Below are 15,271 nucleotides of genomic sequence, written 5' to 3' on the forward strand. Positions count from 1 at the left end.
GCGCGTGTCCGCCCGGCGGATTGCGCCGGGCGGGTGACACCCGGCGCCACGAGGGGCAGCCCTCTCAGGGGCCGTCCACCGCGCGGCCGGTGGTCCACCGGCCCCCGGGGATGAGGACGCCGCCGGTCCGCAGCGAGCGGGTGACGGCGGCCGCGGCAAGGTAGACCCAGGCCCGCGCGGGCTCCCCCGCCTCCGACGCCCCCTGACCCGGCAGCTCGACCTCGCGGACGACGCGTTCGTACAGGTTGCGCGGGTGGCCGGGGCCGAGGAACTCCTCCAGGTGGTCCAGCAGCCCGAGCAGTTCCCCGTACACCCCCGGCGCGGCGACGAGCAGCGTGCCGTGGACACGGCCGTGGCCGTCGATCGCGTACGGGTAGCCGGGGCCGTCGTAGAGCAGGGCCCGGGGCAGCACGGCAGGCCGCTCCCCCGCCGTGCGGCCCCGGAGGAACAGGTCGTGGTTGGGTTCGCCCGGCAGCAGCGTTCCGTACACGAAGAAGGGCAGCTCGCCGGCGACCGGGCCGCCGGGGGCGGTCATCATGGTCATGGCCGCCGTCACAGGGCAGCCGGGGGCGCCGTCTCCGCCGTCACCCAGCCGAGGTAGCGGGCGCTGCCCCGGATCACCGGCAGGGCGATGATCTCCGGCGTCTCGTAGTCGTGCTCCCGCTGGAGGTGTGCCTCCAGTTCGTCGTAGCGTTCCGCCGTCGTCTTGAAGAGCACCTGCCATTCCTCTGTCGACTCGATGGCGTTCTGCCACCGGTAGACGGAGGTGACGGGGGCGGAGATCTGCGCGCAGGCCGCCAGCCTGGCCTCCACCGCCGACCGGGCCAGGGCGTCGGCCTTGTCCTCGCTGTCGGTCGTGGTCAGTACGGTCAGCCATGCCGGCGGCGCTGTCATCGTCGGTCTCCTCGGAGTACGGCGGGCTCCCTGCCCGTGGGCCTTCGATGCGATTGTCGGCCCACGGCGGGTCAGGCGCCGTACGGACGGAGATTCCGGGCGTCGCGCAGGGCGGTGCCCCACCACACCAGCTGGTCCAGCAGCGTCTTGGCCGCCGCGTCGGCGGGCCCCGGGTCCAGGTGGCTCCCCTGGTCGTCGAAGAGCGCGCCGGCGTTGTGGAAGGACACGGTGTCGCGGACGGTGACGGTGTGCAGTTCGGCGAAGACCTGCCGAAGCTGTTCGACGGCCCGCAGCCCGCCGGAGATGCCGCCGTAACTGACGAAGGCGACGGGCTTGGCCTGCCATTCCTCGCTGTGCCAGTCGATGAGCGTTTTCAGTGGTGCGGGGAAGGAGTGGTTGTACTCGGGGGTGAGGACGACGAAGGCGTCGGCCGCCGCGAGCCGGGCGGAGACCGCGCCGAGCCGCGCCGCCTCCTCGGGCCCGGGGCTGAAGGTGATGGCGGTGGGGAGGTCCGCCTCGGCGACGTCGACCAGTTCGGTCTCGATGCCGGGGTGGCTCGCCGCGCGGGCCAGGAACCAGTCGGCGACGACGGGACCGAAGCGGCCGTCGCGGTTGCTGCCGAGGATGACGGCCACCTTGAGGGGAGCGGACTCGGTGGCGGGCACGGTGGATGACGTGGATACGGCTGTGATGTCCATGGCGTCGACCTTTCCCCCTCAACCTTGGTTGAGGTCAAGGGTGCCGTCCGGTTCCTGCCCGGTCCGGGTCCGGCGCCGCGCTTACGGTGGCCGCATGACGACGTACCGGCCGGACACGCCCCTGCCCCGCATCGAGTTCGACGGCCACCTGGCCACCGAGGAGGACCTGCGGATCCCCGCGCTGCACGGCTTCGGCCACTTCACCGCCATGCAGGTGCGGGACGGCGGGGTGCGGGGCCTCGGACTTCATCTCGCCCGGCTGGACGCCGCGAACCGGGAGTTGTTCGGCCTCCCGGTCGGCGGTGACCTGGTGCGGGAACTGATCCGGCACGCCCTGGGCGGTGCGGGGCTGCGGGACGCCTCGGTGCGGGTGAACGGCTACCTGCCGCCCGGTGCGACGCGCACGACCCTGATGGTGACGGTCCGGGAGCCCGCCGCCGGGCCGGCCGGGGCGCGGAGCCTGATGTCGGTGCCGTACGCGCGCACGGCCCCGCACATCAAACGGCCGGGCGAGTTCGGGCAGACGTACTACGGGGCGCTGGCCGGGCGGGCGGGGTTCGACGAGGCGCTGCTGACCGCGCCCGGCGGAGTCGTGACCGAGGGCGCGATCACCAACATCGGCTTCTGGGACGGGAGCTCGGTGGTGTGGCCCGACGCCCCGGCGCTCGCCGGCACCACGATGACCCTGTTGGAGCAGGGGCTTGAGCGGGCCGGACGGCCGTCGGCGCGCCGCCCGGTGACGCTGGAGGGCCCGGACGGGGTGGGCCGCTATCCGGCCGCGTTCGTCTGCAACTCGCGGGGCCTCGCGCCGGTGCGGCGGATCGACGGCACCGCGTTCACGGTCGACGAGAAGCTGATGAGAGACCTGGGCGCGGTGTACGACGCCGCTCCGGTGGACACCGTGTGAGAACCCCGCCCGAGGTGGGGCGGGGCAGCGCGCTTCGGCCGTGCCGGACCATGCATGACGATGGGAGCATGCAGATCCACATCGAGGCCACCGCTCTCCCCGGTCGCAGCTGCGGCCCGGACAGCGACTTTCCCGGGTACGCGAACATCCACGTCGGCGTCCAGCGCAAGGACCGGCCGGGCGAGCTGCTCGACCCGCACCCGGGGGACGCCCCCTCCGCCTCGTGGGTCCTCGACTGCACGGCCACCGCGACGGCGGACGGGGTCGAGGTGTCGGGGCCGTACATCCAGAACCGGATGGGCGGACGGTTCGTCTATCTGTCCTGGGGCACGGTGGACGACGCCGGGGTCTTCACCATGTTCCGGCGCGCCAAGCTGATGTTCGACGACATCGACCCGGACGTCCTCGAAGCCGCCGCGCGCACCGGACGGCTCACCGGGCGGCTCGGGCTCACCGACGCCAAGGGGCAGCCGCTGTGCGCCCGGGTGCGCCCGCCGCAGATCGTCTGGAGCGCCATGGACGGGGCGAGCGGAGCCTGAGAAGAGCCGGGGGCGGGCGGGGCAGAGCCCGGGAGCCGGGGGCGCACGCGGCCGGATGAGCCGGGTACGACACCGCCCCCTCCGGTCCAAGGGGGGAGTGGACCGGAGGGGGCGGTGCCGTGGGGGGCGGGGTTCCGTCCCGTGGGGGGTGTCTAGCGTGTGCCCGGGGTCCGCGACGTCATTCATGTGACCTGCGTCACTTTTCGCCGACCAGCCTCACCCGATCGGCACCCGGACCGGCAGCACGGACCGAACGGCCCAGCCGCACCGCCGCCACCTGCGGCGATCCCTTCCGGCAAGAGCGCCGCGCCGGTCCGTACGGGTGAAAGCTGACCCCACGTCAGAAGGCGTGGCGGGCCGGGCCCCCGTTGGCTCGGGGGCAGGACACACCCGCTCGCGCCGTCTGCCCGGAGGATCCCCATGCGCAGTCCTGCCCGCCTCGTGACCGGCACCGTCGGTGCCGCGTTCACCGTCATCGCGTTCGGTCTCGCCGCCGCCGCTCCGTCCGCGTACGCGGGCGACTTCGGCCGTCTGGAGATCACCCCGGCGACCGCGCCCCCCGGCGCCACCGTCACCGTGAACACCACCGCCTGCGGCAAGAAGGGCTCGGGCATCGGCGACGCGAACTCCCTGGACGCCGGGGACTTCGAGATGCGCCCCGGCACCCACAAGGAGGTCGTGGTCGGCAAGTTCACCGTGCCCCGCGACACCCGGCCCGGCACCTACGAGATCATCGTCTCCTGCGACAACGGCAAGGACGCCGTCGGCGACCTGGAGGTGATCGGCGGCGGCAAGCACGAGAAGCCGATCCACGACCGCCCGTCCGGCCATGTGCGGACCGGGGTCGGCGGCAGCGTCGAACCGGACTCCACGCAGGTCGCCCTCGGCGTCGGCGTGATCGGCCTGGCCGCCGTCGGTGGACTGTGGCTGCTGCGCCGCCGCTCCGAGGGCGCCGAAGGAAGCTGAACATCCGCTTCCCCCCTGACCGGGCGGGGCGCGTCCCCGAGCGCGCCCCGTCCGCCCCGGACCACCGACCGAGGACGACGCCGTGTCACCGAGCGCGCAGAAGGCCAAGGGCTGGCTGGTGGGCATCGCCGTGCTGTGCGGCATCTGGCTCATCCAGAACGGCCCCGGCGGCCAGTTGATCCCGCCGCAGCCCTCCAGCGCCCAGGCCTTCGCCGCCGGGCCCCAGCTCCAGCCCGGCTCCCCGGTCGCCGAGCCGCTCAACCCCTCCGAGCCGGTCCGCATCCGCATCCCGAGCATCGAGGTGGACGCGCCGATGACGCGGCTGGGGCTGGCCGCCGACGGCAGCCTCGACGTACCGCCGGACGAGGACCGCAACCTCGCGGGCTGGTACGCGGACGGCGTCCCGCCCGGCGCGCGGGGCACCGCGATCGTCGCGGGGCACGTGGACAACGCGGACGGCCCGTCCGTCTTCTACGCCCTGGGGGCCCTGACCAAGGGGACCGTGGTCGAGGTGGTCCGCGAGGACGGGCGCACGGCCGTCTTCTCGATCGACGCCATCGAGGTCTACGACAACGACGCCTTCCCCGACCAGCGCGTCTACGGCGACTCGCCGCACGCGTCGCTCCGGCTGATCACCTGCGGCGGCGGCTTCTCGAAGGAGACCGGCTACCAGGGCAACGTGGTGGCGTACGCGCACCTCACCGAGGTGCGCTGAAACGACGTCCTGCGGCCGTCACGCGTTCCACTGGTCGAAGCCCAGTTTGGCCACCAGCGAGAACACCACGGTCAGCAGCACCGCCCGGACGAAGCCGCTGCCCCGGCTCAGCGCCATCCGGGCCCCGATCATCCCGCCCGCCAGGTTGAAGAGGGCCATCACGGCCGCGAGCTGCCACAGCACGGTGCCCTGGTACGCGAACATCGCCAGCGCCCCCGCGTTGGTGCACACGTTGACGATCTTCGCGGTGGCCGACGCGGTCACCAGGTCCAGGTGGAGCACCGCGCTCAGGGCCAGCACCAGGAAGGTGCCGGTGCCCGGGCCGAACAGCCCGTCGTAGAAGCCGATACCGCCGCCGACCAGCACGATCGCCGTGACGATCCGGGCCCGGGTGACCGGCCGGTCCGTGCCGTCACCCGCCGTGGACGCCCCGAAGGACGGGCGCAGCAGCACGAAGGCCGCGACCCCGAGCAGCACGACCATGATCACCGGGCGGAGCACATCGCTGCTGATCCCGGCGGCGAAGAACGCCCCGGTCATCGACCCGGCGAGCGCCATCAGCCCGACCCGCACCGCCAGCCCCACCCGTACCGGGGTTTTGCGCAGGAAGGTCACCGCGGCCCCCGAGGTGCCCACGATCGCGACGGCCTTGTTGGTGCCGAGCACCTGGGCCGCCTGGACGTTCGGCAGGCCGAGCAGGAGCGCGGGCAGGAGCAGCAGTCCGCCGCCGCCCACCACGGCGTCGATCCAGCCCGCGGCGGCCGCGGCGAGGCAGAGGAGCACCAGAGTGGTCAGTGTTATGTCAGGCACGACCCGACCTTAGACGCCTGTCGTCGGGGCTCTTCTCCCCCGGATGGCCGTCGGCCCCTCACAGGGCCCCGGCGCCGCCGCTGAGCGCAAGGTTCCGCCCGGGAAACAGGCGGGATGCGGCCGGGTAACACCTCACGCCCACGCTCATGGCATGAGGACTACCGACGGAGGCCACTGAGATGCCGGAGCCCACCTTCGACCTGAGCACCCCCGCCGCCGCCCCTGACGCCGTGGCGCACACCGCCGTTCCGACGATCGTGGTCGTCGGGCACGGCATGGTCGGCCAGCGGTTCCTGGAGGCCCTCGCGGACCGCGGACTGACCCCGGCGGCCGGCGCCGCCCGGGTCGTCGTGCTCTGCGAGGAGCCCCGGCCCGCCTACGACCGGGTGCGGCTCACCTCGTACTTCGACGGGCAGAGTCCCGAGGACCTCTCCCTGGTGGAGCGGGACTTCATGGACCGGCACGGCATCGAGCTGTACGTCGGTGACCCGGCGACGGGCGTCGACCGGGCGGGGCGGACGGTGACCGCCCGGTCGGGGGCGGTGTTCCGGTACGACACGCTGGTGCTGGCGACGGGCTCGTACCCCTTCGTGCCGCCGGTGCCGGGGAAGGACGCGCGGGGCTGCTTCGTGTACCGGACGATCGAGGACCTCGTCGCGATCGAGGAGTACGCGAAGGGCGCGGCCACCGGTGCGGTGGTGGGCGGCGGGCTGCTCGGTCTGGAGGCGGCCGGGGCGCTGAAGGGGCTCGGGCTGTCCACCCACGTGGTGGAGTTCGCGCCCCGGCTGATGCCGGTCCAGGTGGACGAGGGCGGGGGCGCGGCGCTGCTGCGCACGGTGGTGGACATGGGTCTCGCGGTGCACACGGGGGTCGGTACGCAGGAGATCCTGACGGGCGCGGGCGCGGACGGCGCGGTGACCGGGATGGCCCTCTCCGACGGCTCCTCGCTCGCCGTGGATCTGGTGGTCTTCTCGGCGGGCGTGCGGCCCCGGGACCAGCTGGCCCGGGAGTGCGGTCTGGCCGTCGGGGAGCGCGGCGGGATCGTCGTGGACGAGGAGTGCCGGACCTCGGACCCGGCCGTGTTCGCGATCGGCGAGTGCGCGCTGGCCGCCGACGGCCGCGTGTACGGGCTGGTGGCGCCGGGCTACGAGATGGCGCAGACGGCGGCCGAGGTGATCGCGGGCGGCCGGTCCGTGTTCACGGGGGCGGACCTGTCGACAAAGCTGAAGCTGCTCGGCGTGGACGTGGCCTCGTTCGGCGACGCGCACGGGGCCGCCGAGGGGGCGCTCGACGTGGTGTACTCCGACGCCCGGTCGGGGGTCTACAAGAAGCTGGTGATCGGGCGGGACGGGACGCTGCTGGGCGGGGTGCTGGTCGGGGACGCGGACCAGTACGGCACGCTGCGGCCGATGACGGGCACGGTGCTGCCGGTCGCCCCCGAGCAGCTGGTGCTGCCGGCCGGGGCGGGAGGCCCGGTGGCGCTCGGCCCCTCCGCGCTGCCGGACGACGCGGTGATCTGCTCCTGCCACAACGTGACCAAGGGCGCGGTCTGCGGGCACACCACGCTGCCCGAGGTGAAGAAGTGCACCAAGGCCGGTACGGGTTGCGGCAGTTGTCTGAAGGTGATCGGGCAGCTGATGCCGCCTCCGGCGGACGCGGGGCTGTGCGGCTGCTTCCCGTACGACCGCAGCGAGCTGTACGAGATCGTCCGCACCCTGGAGGTCACCTCCTTCGCCTCCCTGCTCGACTCGCACGGCCGCGAGGAGGCGCGGGGCGGGGACGGCTGCGAGATCTGCAAGCCGACGGTCGGCTCGGTCATCGCCTCGCTCGCGCCGACCGTGGGCGCGAGCGGCTATGTCCTGGACGGCGAGCAGGCGGCGCTCCAGGACACCAACGACCACTTTCTGGCCAACCTCCAGCGCAACGGGTCGTACTCGATCGTGCCGCGCATACCCGGCGGTGAGGTCACCCCGGAGAAGCTCATCGTCATCGGTGAGGTGGCCCGCGACTTCGGCCTCTACACGAAGATCACCGGCGGTCAGCGCATCGACCTCTTCGGGGCCCGGGTCGACCAGCTGCCGGCGATCTGGACCCGGCTGGTGGACGCGGGCTTCGAGTCCGGGCACGCGTACGGGAAGTCGCTCCGCACCGTGAAGTCCTGTGTGGGGCAGACCTGGTGCCGCTACGGCGTGCAGGACTCCGTGCGGATGGCGATCGACCTGGAGCTGCGCTACCGGGGCCTGCGCTCCCCGCACAAGCTGAAGTCGGCGGTCTCCGGATGCGCCCGCGAGTGCGCGGAGGCCCGGGGCAAGGACTTCGGGATCATCGCCACCGCCCAGGGCTGGAATCTGTACGTCGGCGGGAACGGCGGGGCCACCCCGCGCCACGCGGACCTGCTGGCCCAGGATCTCTCCGACGCCGAGCTGGTGCGGCTGATCGACCGGTTCCTGATGTTCTACATCCGCACCGCCGACCGTCTGGAGCGCACCTCCGCCTGGCTGGACCGGATCGACGGCGGCCTGGACCACGTCCGGGACGTGGTCGTCCACGACTCGCTGGGACTCTGCGAGGAGCTGGAGAGGCTGATGGCCGACCATGTCGCCGGATACCGCGACGAGTGGGCCGAGACCATCAACGACCCGGAACGGCTGCGGCGCTTCGTCACCTTCGTCAACGCCCCCGACGCCCCTGACCCCTCGGTGAAGTTCGTTCCGGAACGGGACCAGATCAAGCCGGATCTGGAACTGCTCGCGGGACCCGTGCTCGCCGTCCGCACCCTCGAAGGGACCGCCTCCTGATGACCACCGCGACGATCACGACAGCGAGGGACACCGGATACGTCCGGCTCGCCCACGGCAAGGACTGGCTGACGGTCTGCGAACGGGGACTGCTGACCCCCGGGCGGGGCGTGGCGGTGCTGCTGCCGGACGGGGACCAGGCGGCCGTCTTCATGGACCGGGCGGGCCAGGTGTACGCGATCGGCAACCGGGACCCGTTCACCGGGGCGTACGTCCTCTCGCGCGGCCTGCTCGGTTCCGCGGGCGGGCGGCCGTTCGTGGCCTCGCCGCTGCTGAAGCAGCGCTTCGACCTGGCGACGGGCGCGTGCCTGGACGACGAGGGGGCGGCGGTGCCGGTCTTCACCGTACGGACGGACTGACCGGCCGGCCTCGGGCGGCGGCCGGGTCGCGGGTAGGGCCCGTGCAACTCCTCCGCCGCCCGTTCACCCAGGATTGACGTCCCGTCAACTCCGGTCTCCTACAGTCCTGACGCGCGACCCGCCGGTCCGTCCGGAGCGGCGGGCCCACACTCATCCGTGGAGTGATCGTGGAACGTCGGACCTTCTTGCGCACCGCGGTGATCGGCAGCTCGGCGGCCGCCTTCGGCGGCACGCTGTGGCGGGGCGCCGCCTTCGCCGACCCGGCCCAGCCGGCCCCCGGCCCGTACGGCGCGCTCCAGGCGGCCAACGGCAACGGCATCCAATTGCCCAGCGGCTTCACCAGCCGCGTCATCGCCCGCTCCGGGCAGACCGTGCCCGGCACCTCCTACCGCTGGCACAGCGCGCCCGACGGCGGGGCGACGTACGCCGACGGCTCGGGCTGGATCTACGTCTCCAACGCCGAGGTGTCCCCGAGCAGCGGGGGCGGGGCGAGCGCGGTGAAGTTCAACTCCTCGGGGACGGTGACGTCGGCGTACCGGATCCTCTCCGGTACGAACAACAACTGCGCGGGCGGCGCCACCCCGTGGAAGACCTGGCTGTCCTGCGAGGAGGTCTCCCGCGGGTACGTGTACGAGACCGACCCCTGGGGTGTGAACGCCGCGGTGCGGCGTCCGGCGATGGGCCGTTTCAAGCACGAGGCCGCCGCCGCCGACCCGGACCACGGCTACGTCTACCTCACCGAGGACGAGAGCGACGGCCGCTTCTACCGCTTCCGGCCCACGACCTGGGGGAACCTGTCGAGCGGCACCCTTCAGGTGCTGGTCGCGGGCACGGGCACCTCGGGACCGGTGACGTGGGCGAACGTGCCGGATCCGGCCGGCTCCTCCACGCAGACCCGGCACCAGGTGTCCGGGGCGAAGGTGTTCAACGGCGGTGAGGGCTGCTTCTACGCGGCGGGCACCTGCTGGTTCACCACCAAGGGCGACAACCGGGTGTGGGCGTACGACGCCACCACCTCGTCGATCTCGCTCGCGTACGACGACTCGCTGGTGTCGGGCGGCTCGGCCCCGCTGACCGGCGTGGACAACGTCACGCGGTCCGGGTCCGGCGACCTGTACATCGCGGAGGACGGCGGGAACATGGAGATCTGCCTGATCACGCCGGACGACACGGTCGCCCCGTTCCTGCGGATCACCGGCCAGTCCGGTTCGGAGATCACCGGGCCCGCGTTCTCGCCGGACGGCAGCCGTCTCTACTTCTCCTCGCAGCGCGGGACGAGCGGCAGCTCCTCCGGGGGCATCACGTACGAGGTGAAGGGGCCCTTCCGCGGCTGACGCGGGCGCCCCATGTGCGCCGGCGCCCGTCCCCCGGCCCGGCGCACCTCCCGCGGCTCAGCCCTGGTCCCCGGCGGCAGCGGCCGGGTCCATCCAGATGACCTCCCAGATGTGGTGGTCGGGGTCCTGGAAGGAGCGGCCGTACATGAAGCCGAGGTCCTGCGTCTCGCCCGCCGGGGAGCCGCCGGAGGCCAGGGCGGCGTCCGCCAGCCGGTCGACCTCCTCGCGGCTGTCGCAGCTCAGGGCCAGGATGACCTCGGTGGTCTTCGAGGCGTCGGCGACCTCCTTCTTGGTGAAGTCCTTGAAGCGCGGTTCCGTCATCAGCATGGCGAAGATGGTGTCGCTGATGACCAGACAGGCCGTCTTGTCGTCGCTGAACGCCGGGTTGAAGCCGTAGCCGAGCTTCTCGAAGAAGCCCTTGGTGGTCTCCAGATCCTTCACCGGCAGGTTCACGAAGATCATCTGAGCCATGGTCGTTTCCTCTTCCTCTGTCCCGTGGCGCCCGCGGTGGTCCGTCCGGCGCTCTCGATGGTTAGACGACGGGGTCGTGCTGAACTCATCGGCGTACGGCAGAAGATTCGCACGGCCCACTGACAACGGCCCCGGACAACGGCCCCGGACGACGGCTCCGGACGACGGGCTCCGGACGACGGCCACGCGGGCCCGCCGGGCTCTCTCGGCTCGCCCTGCCCTAGGGCAGGGCGAGCGGGGCTCCGCCGCGCAGCAGGGAGCCGCCGAGCGGGGTCAGGGTGTGCAGGACCGAGCTGCCGTGGCGCAGCGTGAGGACCAGGCCCGCCTCGCGCAGCACGGAGGCGTGCTGGCTCGCGGAGGCCAGCGACACCCCGGCCCGGCGGGCGAGTTCGCTGGTGGTGCAGCCGGTGCCGATGGAGGAGAGGACGGCCGAGCGGGTGTGGCCGACGAGCCGGCCGAGCCAGGGTCCCGGCTCCGCGAAGACCGGGGCGCCGGGGTTGGCCACCGGGTAGACGAGCACCGGCGGGAGCGACGGGTCGCGGTAGACCACGGGCGTGCCCCGGCAGAAGAAGGAGGGCTGGAGCAGCAGCCCGCGCCCGTCCAGGTGCAGATCGCGGTCGAACGGGTAGTCCGCCTCCAGCACGGGCGAACGCCACCGGATCATCGGCGGCAGGGTGGCCAGGAGCCCGTCCGCTCCGCCGTCCAGCAGGGCCCGGCCGCGGACAGCCCGGTCCGCCTCGACGCTGGCCCGGATGTGCGGCCAGTAGGGCTCCACGGCCGCGTGGTGGTAGCTGCGGAGGGCCCCGATGAGCCGGGCGAGCGGCTCGGCACGGCCCTCCATGAGCGCGGCGGGCAGCGCCGCGCTCGCTCTTCCCGCTCCGGGGTCTCGTTGACGCGGGCCGGCGGACAGGCCGGCCCGCTGCCGTATCCGCCCGGCGGCCAGCAGCTCCAGCTCCGCGTGGACACGGTCGGCGGGAGTGTCGCGCAGCGCCTCCATTCCGACGTCGAGCCCGAAAGGCTCGGAGCCCTCCTGGGAGGGCGTCAGAAAATCCGGGAAATAGCCGCGGGGCGGGACGACCGCCGCCAGCAGCTGTGCTTCGCCATTCAACCGCGCCCGGGATTCCGAACGCCATTTTCCGAACACGGTCGAAGCACGGCGGTCCCGGATCCGGTGAAAACTGAGAATGGTTTCCCACAGCGCGTCCGGCCTCGTGGCCATCCGCACCCGCGAAAGGTCCAGCCTGGACACATGGATACGCAGCACTACTCCCCCACCTGTTGCATCCGCAATTGCCCCCACCAAAGGGTATGCGGACCGTCACAGGAGGTCACCACGGGGTTTCGGCCAGAAGTGAAAGGTCTCGCCCCGTTCCGCTGCACCCGAAAAGCTGTACGGCGTCGGGTACGCATCCGGTGCCCACCGGATGAGCACGTGAAGGCCGTGGGGGGCTTTGTGTGTTCGGCGGCGGTGGGCGACGGTGCGGCTCCGTACCCGACGGGGGTAAGCCGGGTGCGGTCCATGGGTGGGGATCCATGGACCGCACCCCGGTCCACCCCGGCCCGTCACCCGCATTTCTTTGCGCATTAAACGAAGCAATGTGCTCTGCGCCACATTCCTTGCGCGACTTTCGGTGCGCGCTTCTGACGACTTCCCCGTATCGCCGGTCATTTCCGCACACGCCACTTCCGTACCACCGGTCACTTCCGGTCAGCACGGGACGAAGCGGCGGCACCCCCGCACAGGGTGCCGCCGCTTCTCGGCGGGGCCTTCGCGGCCCTGGTCGGTGGGCAGGGCTGTTCGTGCAGCCCTGCCCATGAGGCCGGGGCTGTTCGTGCAGCCCCGGCCGGTGAGTCCGGGTCAGCGGCTGTCACTGCCCCGGGACTCGGCTGCGGCCCGGCCCGCCTCCAGGCGGGCTACGGGGATGCGGAACGGCGAGCAGGAGACGTAGTCCAGGCCCACCTCGTGGAAGAAGTGCACCGACTCCGGGTCTCCGCCGTGCTCGCCGCAGACGCCGAGCTTGAGATCCGGGCGGGTGGCCCGGCCGGCCTCGACGGCACTGCGGACCAGCGCGCCGACGCCGTCCTTGTCGATCGTCTCGAACGGGGAGACCCCGAAGATGCCCTTCTCCAGGTACGCGGTGAAGAACGAGGCCTCCACGTCGTCGCGGGAGAAGCCCCACACCGTCTGGGTGAGGTCGTTCGTGCCGAAGGAGAAGAACTGCGCGGCCTCGGCGATCTGGCCCGCCGTCAGCGCGGCGCGCGGCAGCTCGATCATGGTGCCGATGGTCAGCTTGAGGTCGGTACCGGTGGCCGCCTGGACCTCGGCGATGACCCGGTCGGCCTCCTCGCGGACGATCTCCAGCTCCTGGACCGTGCCGACGAGCGGAATCATGATCTCGGCGCGCGGGTCGCCCTTGGCGTTCTTGCGCTGGGCGGCGGCCTCGGCGATGGCCCGCACCTGCATCGCGAACAGACCGGGGATGACGAGGCCCAGGCGCACCCCGCGCAGCCCCAGCATCGGGTTCTGCTCGTGCAGCTTGTGCACCGCCTGCAGGAGCCGGAGGTCGTTCTCGTTGGCGTCCTTGCGGGACTCGGCGAGTGCGACGCGCACCGACAGCTCGGTGATGTCGGGAAGGAACTCGTGCAGCGGCGGGTCGAGGAGGCGGACGGTGACGGGCAGCCCGTCCATCGACTCGAACAGCTCGATGAAGTCGGCCTTCTGCAGCGGGAGCAGAGCGGCCAGCGCGGCCTCGCGCTCGTCGTCGGTGTCCGCGAGGATCAGCTTCTCGACCATCTCGCGGCGCTCGCCGAGGAACATGTGCTCGGTGCGGCACAGGCCGATGCCCTGGGCGCCGAAGCGGCGGGCCCGCAGCGCGTCCTCGGCGTTGTCGGCGTTGGCCCGCACCCGCAGCCGGCGCACCCGGTCCGCGTACGCCATGATCCGGTGCACGGCGGCGACCAGTTCGTCGGCGTCGTCGGCCCCGGCGTGCATCCGGCCCTCGAAGTACTCGACGACCGGGGACGGTACGACGGGTACCTCGCCCAGGTAGACCTTGCCGGTGGAGCCGTCGATCGAGACGAGGTCGCCCTCCTCGATGACCTTGCCGCCGACCGTCATCCGGCGGCGCTTGGTGTCGACCTCCAGGTCCTCGGCGCCGCAGACACAGGTCTTGCCCATGCCGCGCGCCACGACCGCCGCGTGCGAGGTCTTGCCGCCGCGCGAGGTCAGGATGCCCTCGGCGGCGATCATGCCTTCGAGGTCGTCGGGGTTGGTCTCGCGGCGGATCAGGATGACCTTCTCGCCGGAGCGGGACCACTTGATCGCGGTGTACGAGTCGAAGACGGCCTTGCCGACCGCGGCGCCCGGGGAGGCGGCGATGCCCCGGCCGAGCAACTCGGTCCTCGCCCCGTCGTCGAAGCGCGGGAACATCAGCTGGGCGAGCTGGGCGCCGTTGACGCGCTGGAGCGCCTCGGCCTCGTCGATCAGGCCCTGGTCCACGAGCTGGGTGGCGATCCGGAAGGCGGCACCGGCGGTGCGCTTGCCGACCCGGGTCTGGAGCATCCAGAGCTGGCCGCGCTCGATGGTGAACTCGATGTCGCAGAGATCCTTGTAGTGGTTCTCCAGGGTCTCCATGATCTGCATGAGCTGGTCGTACGACTTCTTGTCGATCGACTCCAGATCGGCGAGCGGCACCGTGTTGCGGATGCCGGCGACGACGTCCTCGCCCTGCGCGTTCTGGAGGTAGTCGCCGTAGACGCCCTGGTGGCCGCTGGCCGGGTCGCGGGTGAAGGCGACGCCCGTACCGGAGTCGGGGCCCAGGTTGCCGAAGACCATCGAGCAGACGTTGACGGCCGTGCCGAGGTCGCCGGGGATGCGCTCCTGGCGGCGGTAGAGCTTGGCCCGGTCGGTGTTCCACGAGTCGAAGACCGCGTTTATGGCCAGGTCCATCTGCTCGCGGGCGTCCTGCGGGAACGCGCGCCCGGCCTCGGACTCGACGATCTTCTTGAACTGCTTGACGAGCTTCTTCAGGTCGGCGGCGGCGAGGTCGGTGTCGACCGTGACCTTCTTGGCGTCCTTGGCCGCCTCCAGCGCCTCCTCGAAGAGGTCGCCGTCGACCCCGAGGACGGTCTTGCCGAACATCTGGATCAGGCGGCGGTAGGAGTCCCAGGCGAAACGCTCGTCGCCGGACTGGGTGGCGAGCCCGGCCACGGAGGCGTCGGAGAGGCCGATGTTCAGGACCGTGTCCATCATGCCCGGCATGGAGAACTTGGCGCCGGAGCGGACGGAGACCAGCAGCGGGTCGTCGGCCTGCCCGAGCTGTTTGCCCATCCGCTCTTCCAGCGCCTTGAGGTGCGCACTCACCTCGTCGCGCAGCGCGGTCGGCGCGTCGCCGCTGTCCAGGTAGACCTTGCAGGCCTCGGTGGTGATCGTGAAGCCCGGAGGGACGGGCAACCCGAGGTTGGTCATCTCGGCGAGGTTGGCGCCCTTGCCGCCCAGAAGATCCTTCAGATCCTTGTTGCCCTCGGTGAAGTCGTAGACGAACTTCTGGGGATCTTTGTTTTCCGACACGGGTCTCGACTCCTCGAGGACGCGGTGGCTGCCCTGACGGCGAGGAACATACCCAGATCGAAGGTGTATGGGTACGTCCACTTGGTCGTCATACGGCCGCAACCACCCGTCCGCCAGCAGATCGAAAGGCTCGCCCGGCCGAAGCACCTGAACTCGCTCCTTCACCTCCTGAATGCGTCATGGCCGAAACTTGACCCTTGCCGCTCATGT

14 protein-coding genes are annotated in these 15,271 nt (G+C 71.9%); 7 read left to right on the forward strand and 7 right to left on the reverse strand.

Going from position 1 to position 15,271, the window contains the following annotated elements:
- Positions 1-64: 64 nt before the first annotated feature.
- The 3 genes from PSQ21_RS09200 to PSQ21_RS09210 form a co-directional block, all read right to left on the reverse strand.
- The gene (locus PSQ21_RS09200) at positions 65-556 is read right to left on the reverse strand and encodes a gamma-glutamylcyclotransferase family protein (RefSeq protein WP_397989161.1); all 492 of its coding nucleotides are present in this window, start codon (positions 554-556) and stop codon (positions 65-67) included.
- Positions 553-894, reverse strand: coding sequence for a divalent-cation tolerance protein CutA (gene cutA, locus PSQ21_RS09205; protein WP_274029953.1), 342 nt, complete (start codon positions 892-894; stop codon positions 553-555). Before cutA ends, PSQ21_RS09200 begins: the two co-directional genes overlap by 4 nt.
- A gap of 71 nt (positions 895-965) precedes the next feature.
- Complete coding sequence (locus PSQ21_RS09210) at positions 966-1,592, reverse strand: NADPH-dependent FMN reductase (RefSeq protein ID WP_274029954.1); 627 nt, start codon at positions 1,590-1,592, stop codon at positions 966-968.
- Between the two features lie 94 nt (positions 1,593-1,686).
- Between PSQ21_RS09210 and PSQ21_RS09215 the strand changes: the two genes are divergently transcribed.
- From PSQ21_RS09215 to PSQ21_RS09230, 4 genes are all read left to right on the forward strand, one after another.
- On the forward strand, positions 1,687-2,499 hold the full coding sequence (locus PSQ21_RS09215; protein ID WP_274029955.1) for an aminotransferase class IV family protein: 813 nt from the start codon (positions 1,687-1,689) through the stop codon (positions 2,497-2,499).
- Positions 2,500-2,567: 68 nt separating this feature from the next.
- Positions 2,568-3,038 carry a DUF5990 family protein gene (locus tag PSQ21_RS09220; protein WP_274029956.1) on the forward strand — a complete coding sequence of 157 codons (471 nt, stop codon included), beginning with the start codon at positions 2,568-2,570 and terminating at the stop codon, positions 3,036-3,038.
- A gap of 420 nt (positions 3,039-3,458) precedes the next feature.
- Entirely contained in the window at positions 3,459-4,004 is a 546-nt protein-coding gene (locus PSQ21_RS09225; RefSeq protein ID WP_274029957.1) for a hypothetical protein, read from the forward strand.
- Positions 4,005-4,086: 82 nt separating this feature from the next.
- Positions 4,087-4,719: a class F sortase gene (locus tag PSQ21_RS09230; RefSeq protein WP_274029958.1), complete on the forward strand. Its 633-nt coding sequence runs from the start codon at positions 4,087-4,089 to the stop codon at positions 4,717-4,719.
- Between the two features lie 18 nt (positions 4,720-4,737).
- Here PSQ21_RS09230 and PSQ21_RS09235 read toward each other — a convergent pair whose 3' ends face one another.
- Positions 4,738-5,529, reverse strand: a complete 792-nt coding sequence (locus tag PSQ21_RS09235) for a TSUP family transporter (protein WP_274029959.1) — start codon at positions 5,527-5,529, stop codon at positions 4,738-4,740.
- A gap of 179 nt (positions 5,530-5,708) precedes the next feature.
- Here PSQ21_RS09235 and nirB point away from each other — a divergent pair, with 179 nt between their 5' ends.
- From nirB to PSQ21_RS09250, 3 genes are all read left to right on the forward strand, one after another.
- Positions 5,709-8,327: a nitrite reductase large subunit NirB gene (gene nirB, locus PSQ21_RS09240; protein ID WP_274029960.1), complete on the forward strand. Its 2,619-nt coding sequence runs from the start codon at positions 5,709-5,711 to the stop codon at positions 8,325-8,327.
- On the forward strand, positions 8,327-8,686 hold the full coding sequence (gene nirD / locus PSQ21_RS09245; RefSeq protein WP_274029961.1) for a nitrite reductase small subunit NirD: 360 nt from the start codon (positions 8,327-8,329) through the stop codon (positions 8,684-8,686). Before nirB ends, nirD begins: the two co-directional genes overlap by 1 nt.
- Positions 8,687-8,853: 167 nt before the next feature.
- Positions 8,854-10,020 carry an alkaline phosphatase PhoX gene (locus PSQ21_RS09250; protein ID WP_274029962.1) on the forward strand — a complete coding sequence of 389 codons (1,167 nt, stop codon included), beginning with the start codon at positions 8,854-8,856 and terminating at the stop codon, positions 10,018-10,020.
- 57 nt (positions 10,021-10,077) lie between these two features.
- Here PSQ21_RS09250 and PSQ21_RS09255 read toward each other — a convergent pair whose 3' ends face one another.
- From PSQ21_RS09255 to ppdK, 3 genes are all read right to left on the reverse strand, one after another.
- Positions 10,078-10,491, reverse strand: a complete 414-nt coding sequence (locus PSQ21_RS09255) for a VOC family protein (RefSeq protein WP_274029963.1) — start codon at positions 10,489-10,491, stop codon at positions 10,078-10,080.
- Between the two features lie 220 nt (positions 10,492-10,711).
- Positions 10,712-11,755, reverse strand: coding sequence for an ArsR/SmtB family transcription factor (locus tag PSQ21_RS09260; protein ID WP_274029964.1), 1,044 nt, complete (start codon positions 11,753-11,755; stop codon positions 10,712-10,714).
- 594 nt (positions 11,756-12,349) lie between these two features.
- Positions 12,350-15,061 carry a pyruvate, phosphate dikinase gene (ppdK, locus tag PSQ21_RS09265; protein ID WP_274029965.1) on the reverse strand — a complete coding sequence of 904 codons (2,712 nt, stop codon included), beginning with the start codon at positions 15,059-15,061 and terminating at the stop codon, positions 12,350-12,352.
- Between the last annotated feature and the right edge of the window lie 210 nt (positions 15,062-15,271).

The organism is Streptomyces sp. MMBL 11-1 (assembly GCF_028622875.1).
Lineage (GTDB): Bacteria > Actinomycetota > Actinomycetes > Streptomycetales > Streptomycetaceae > Streptomyces.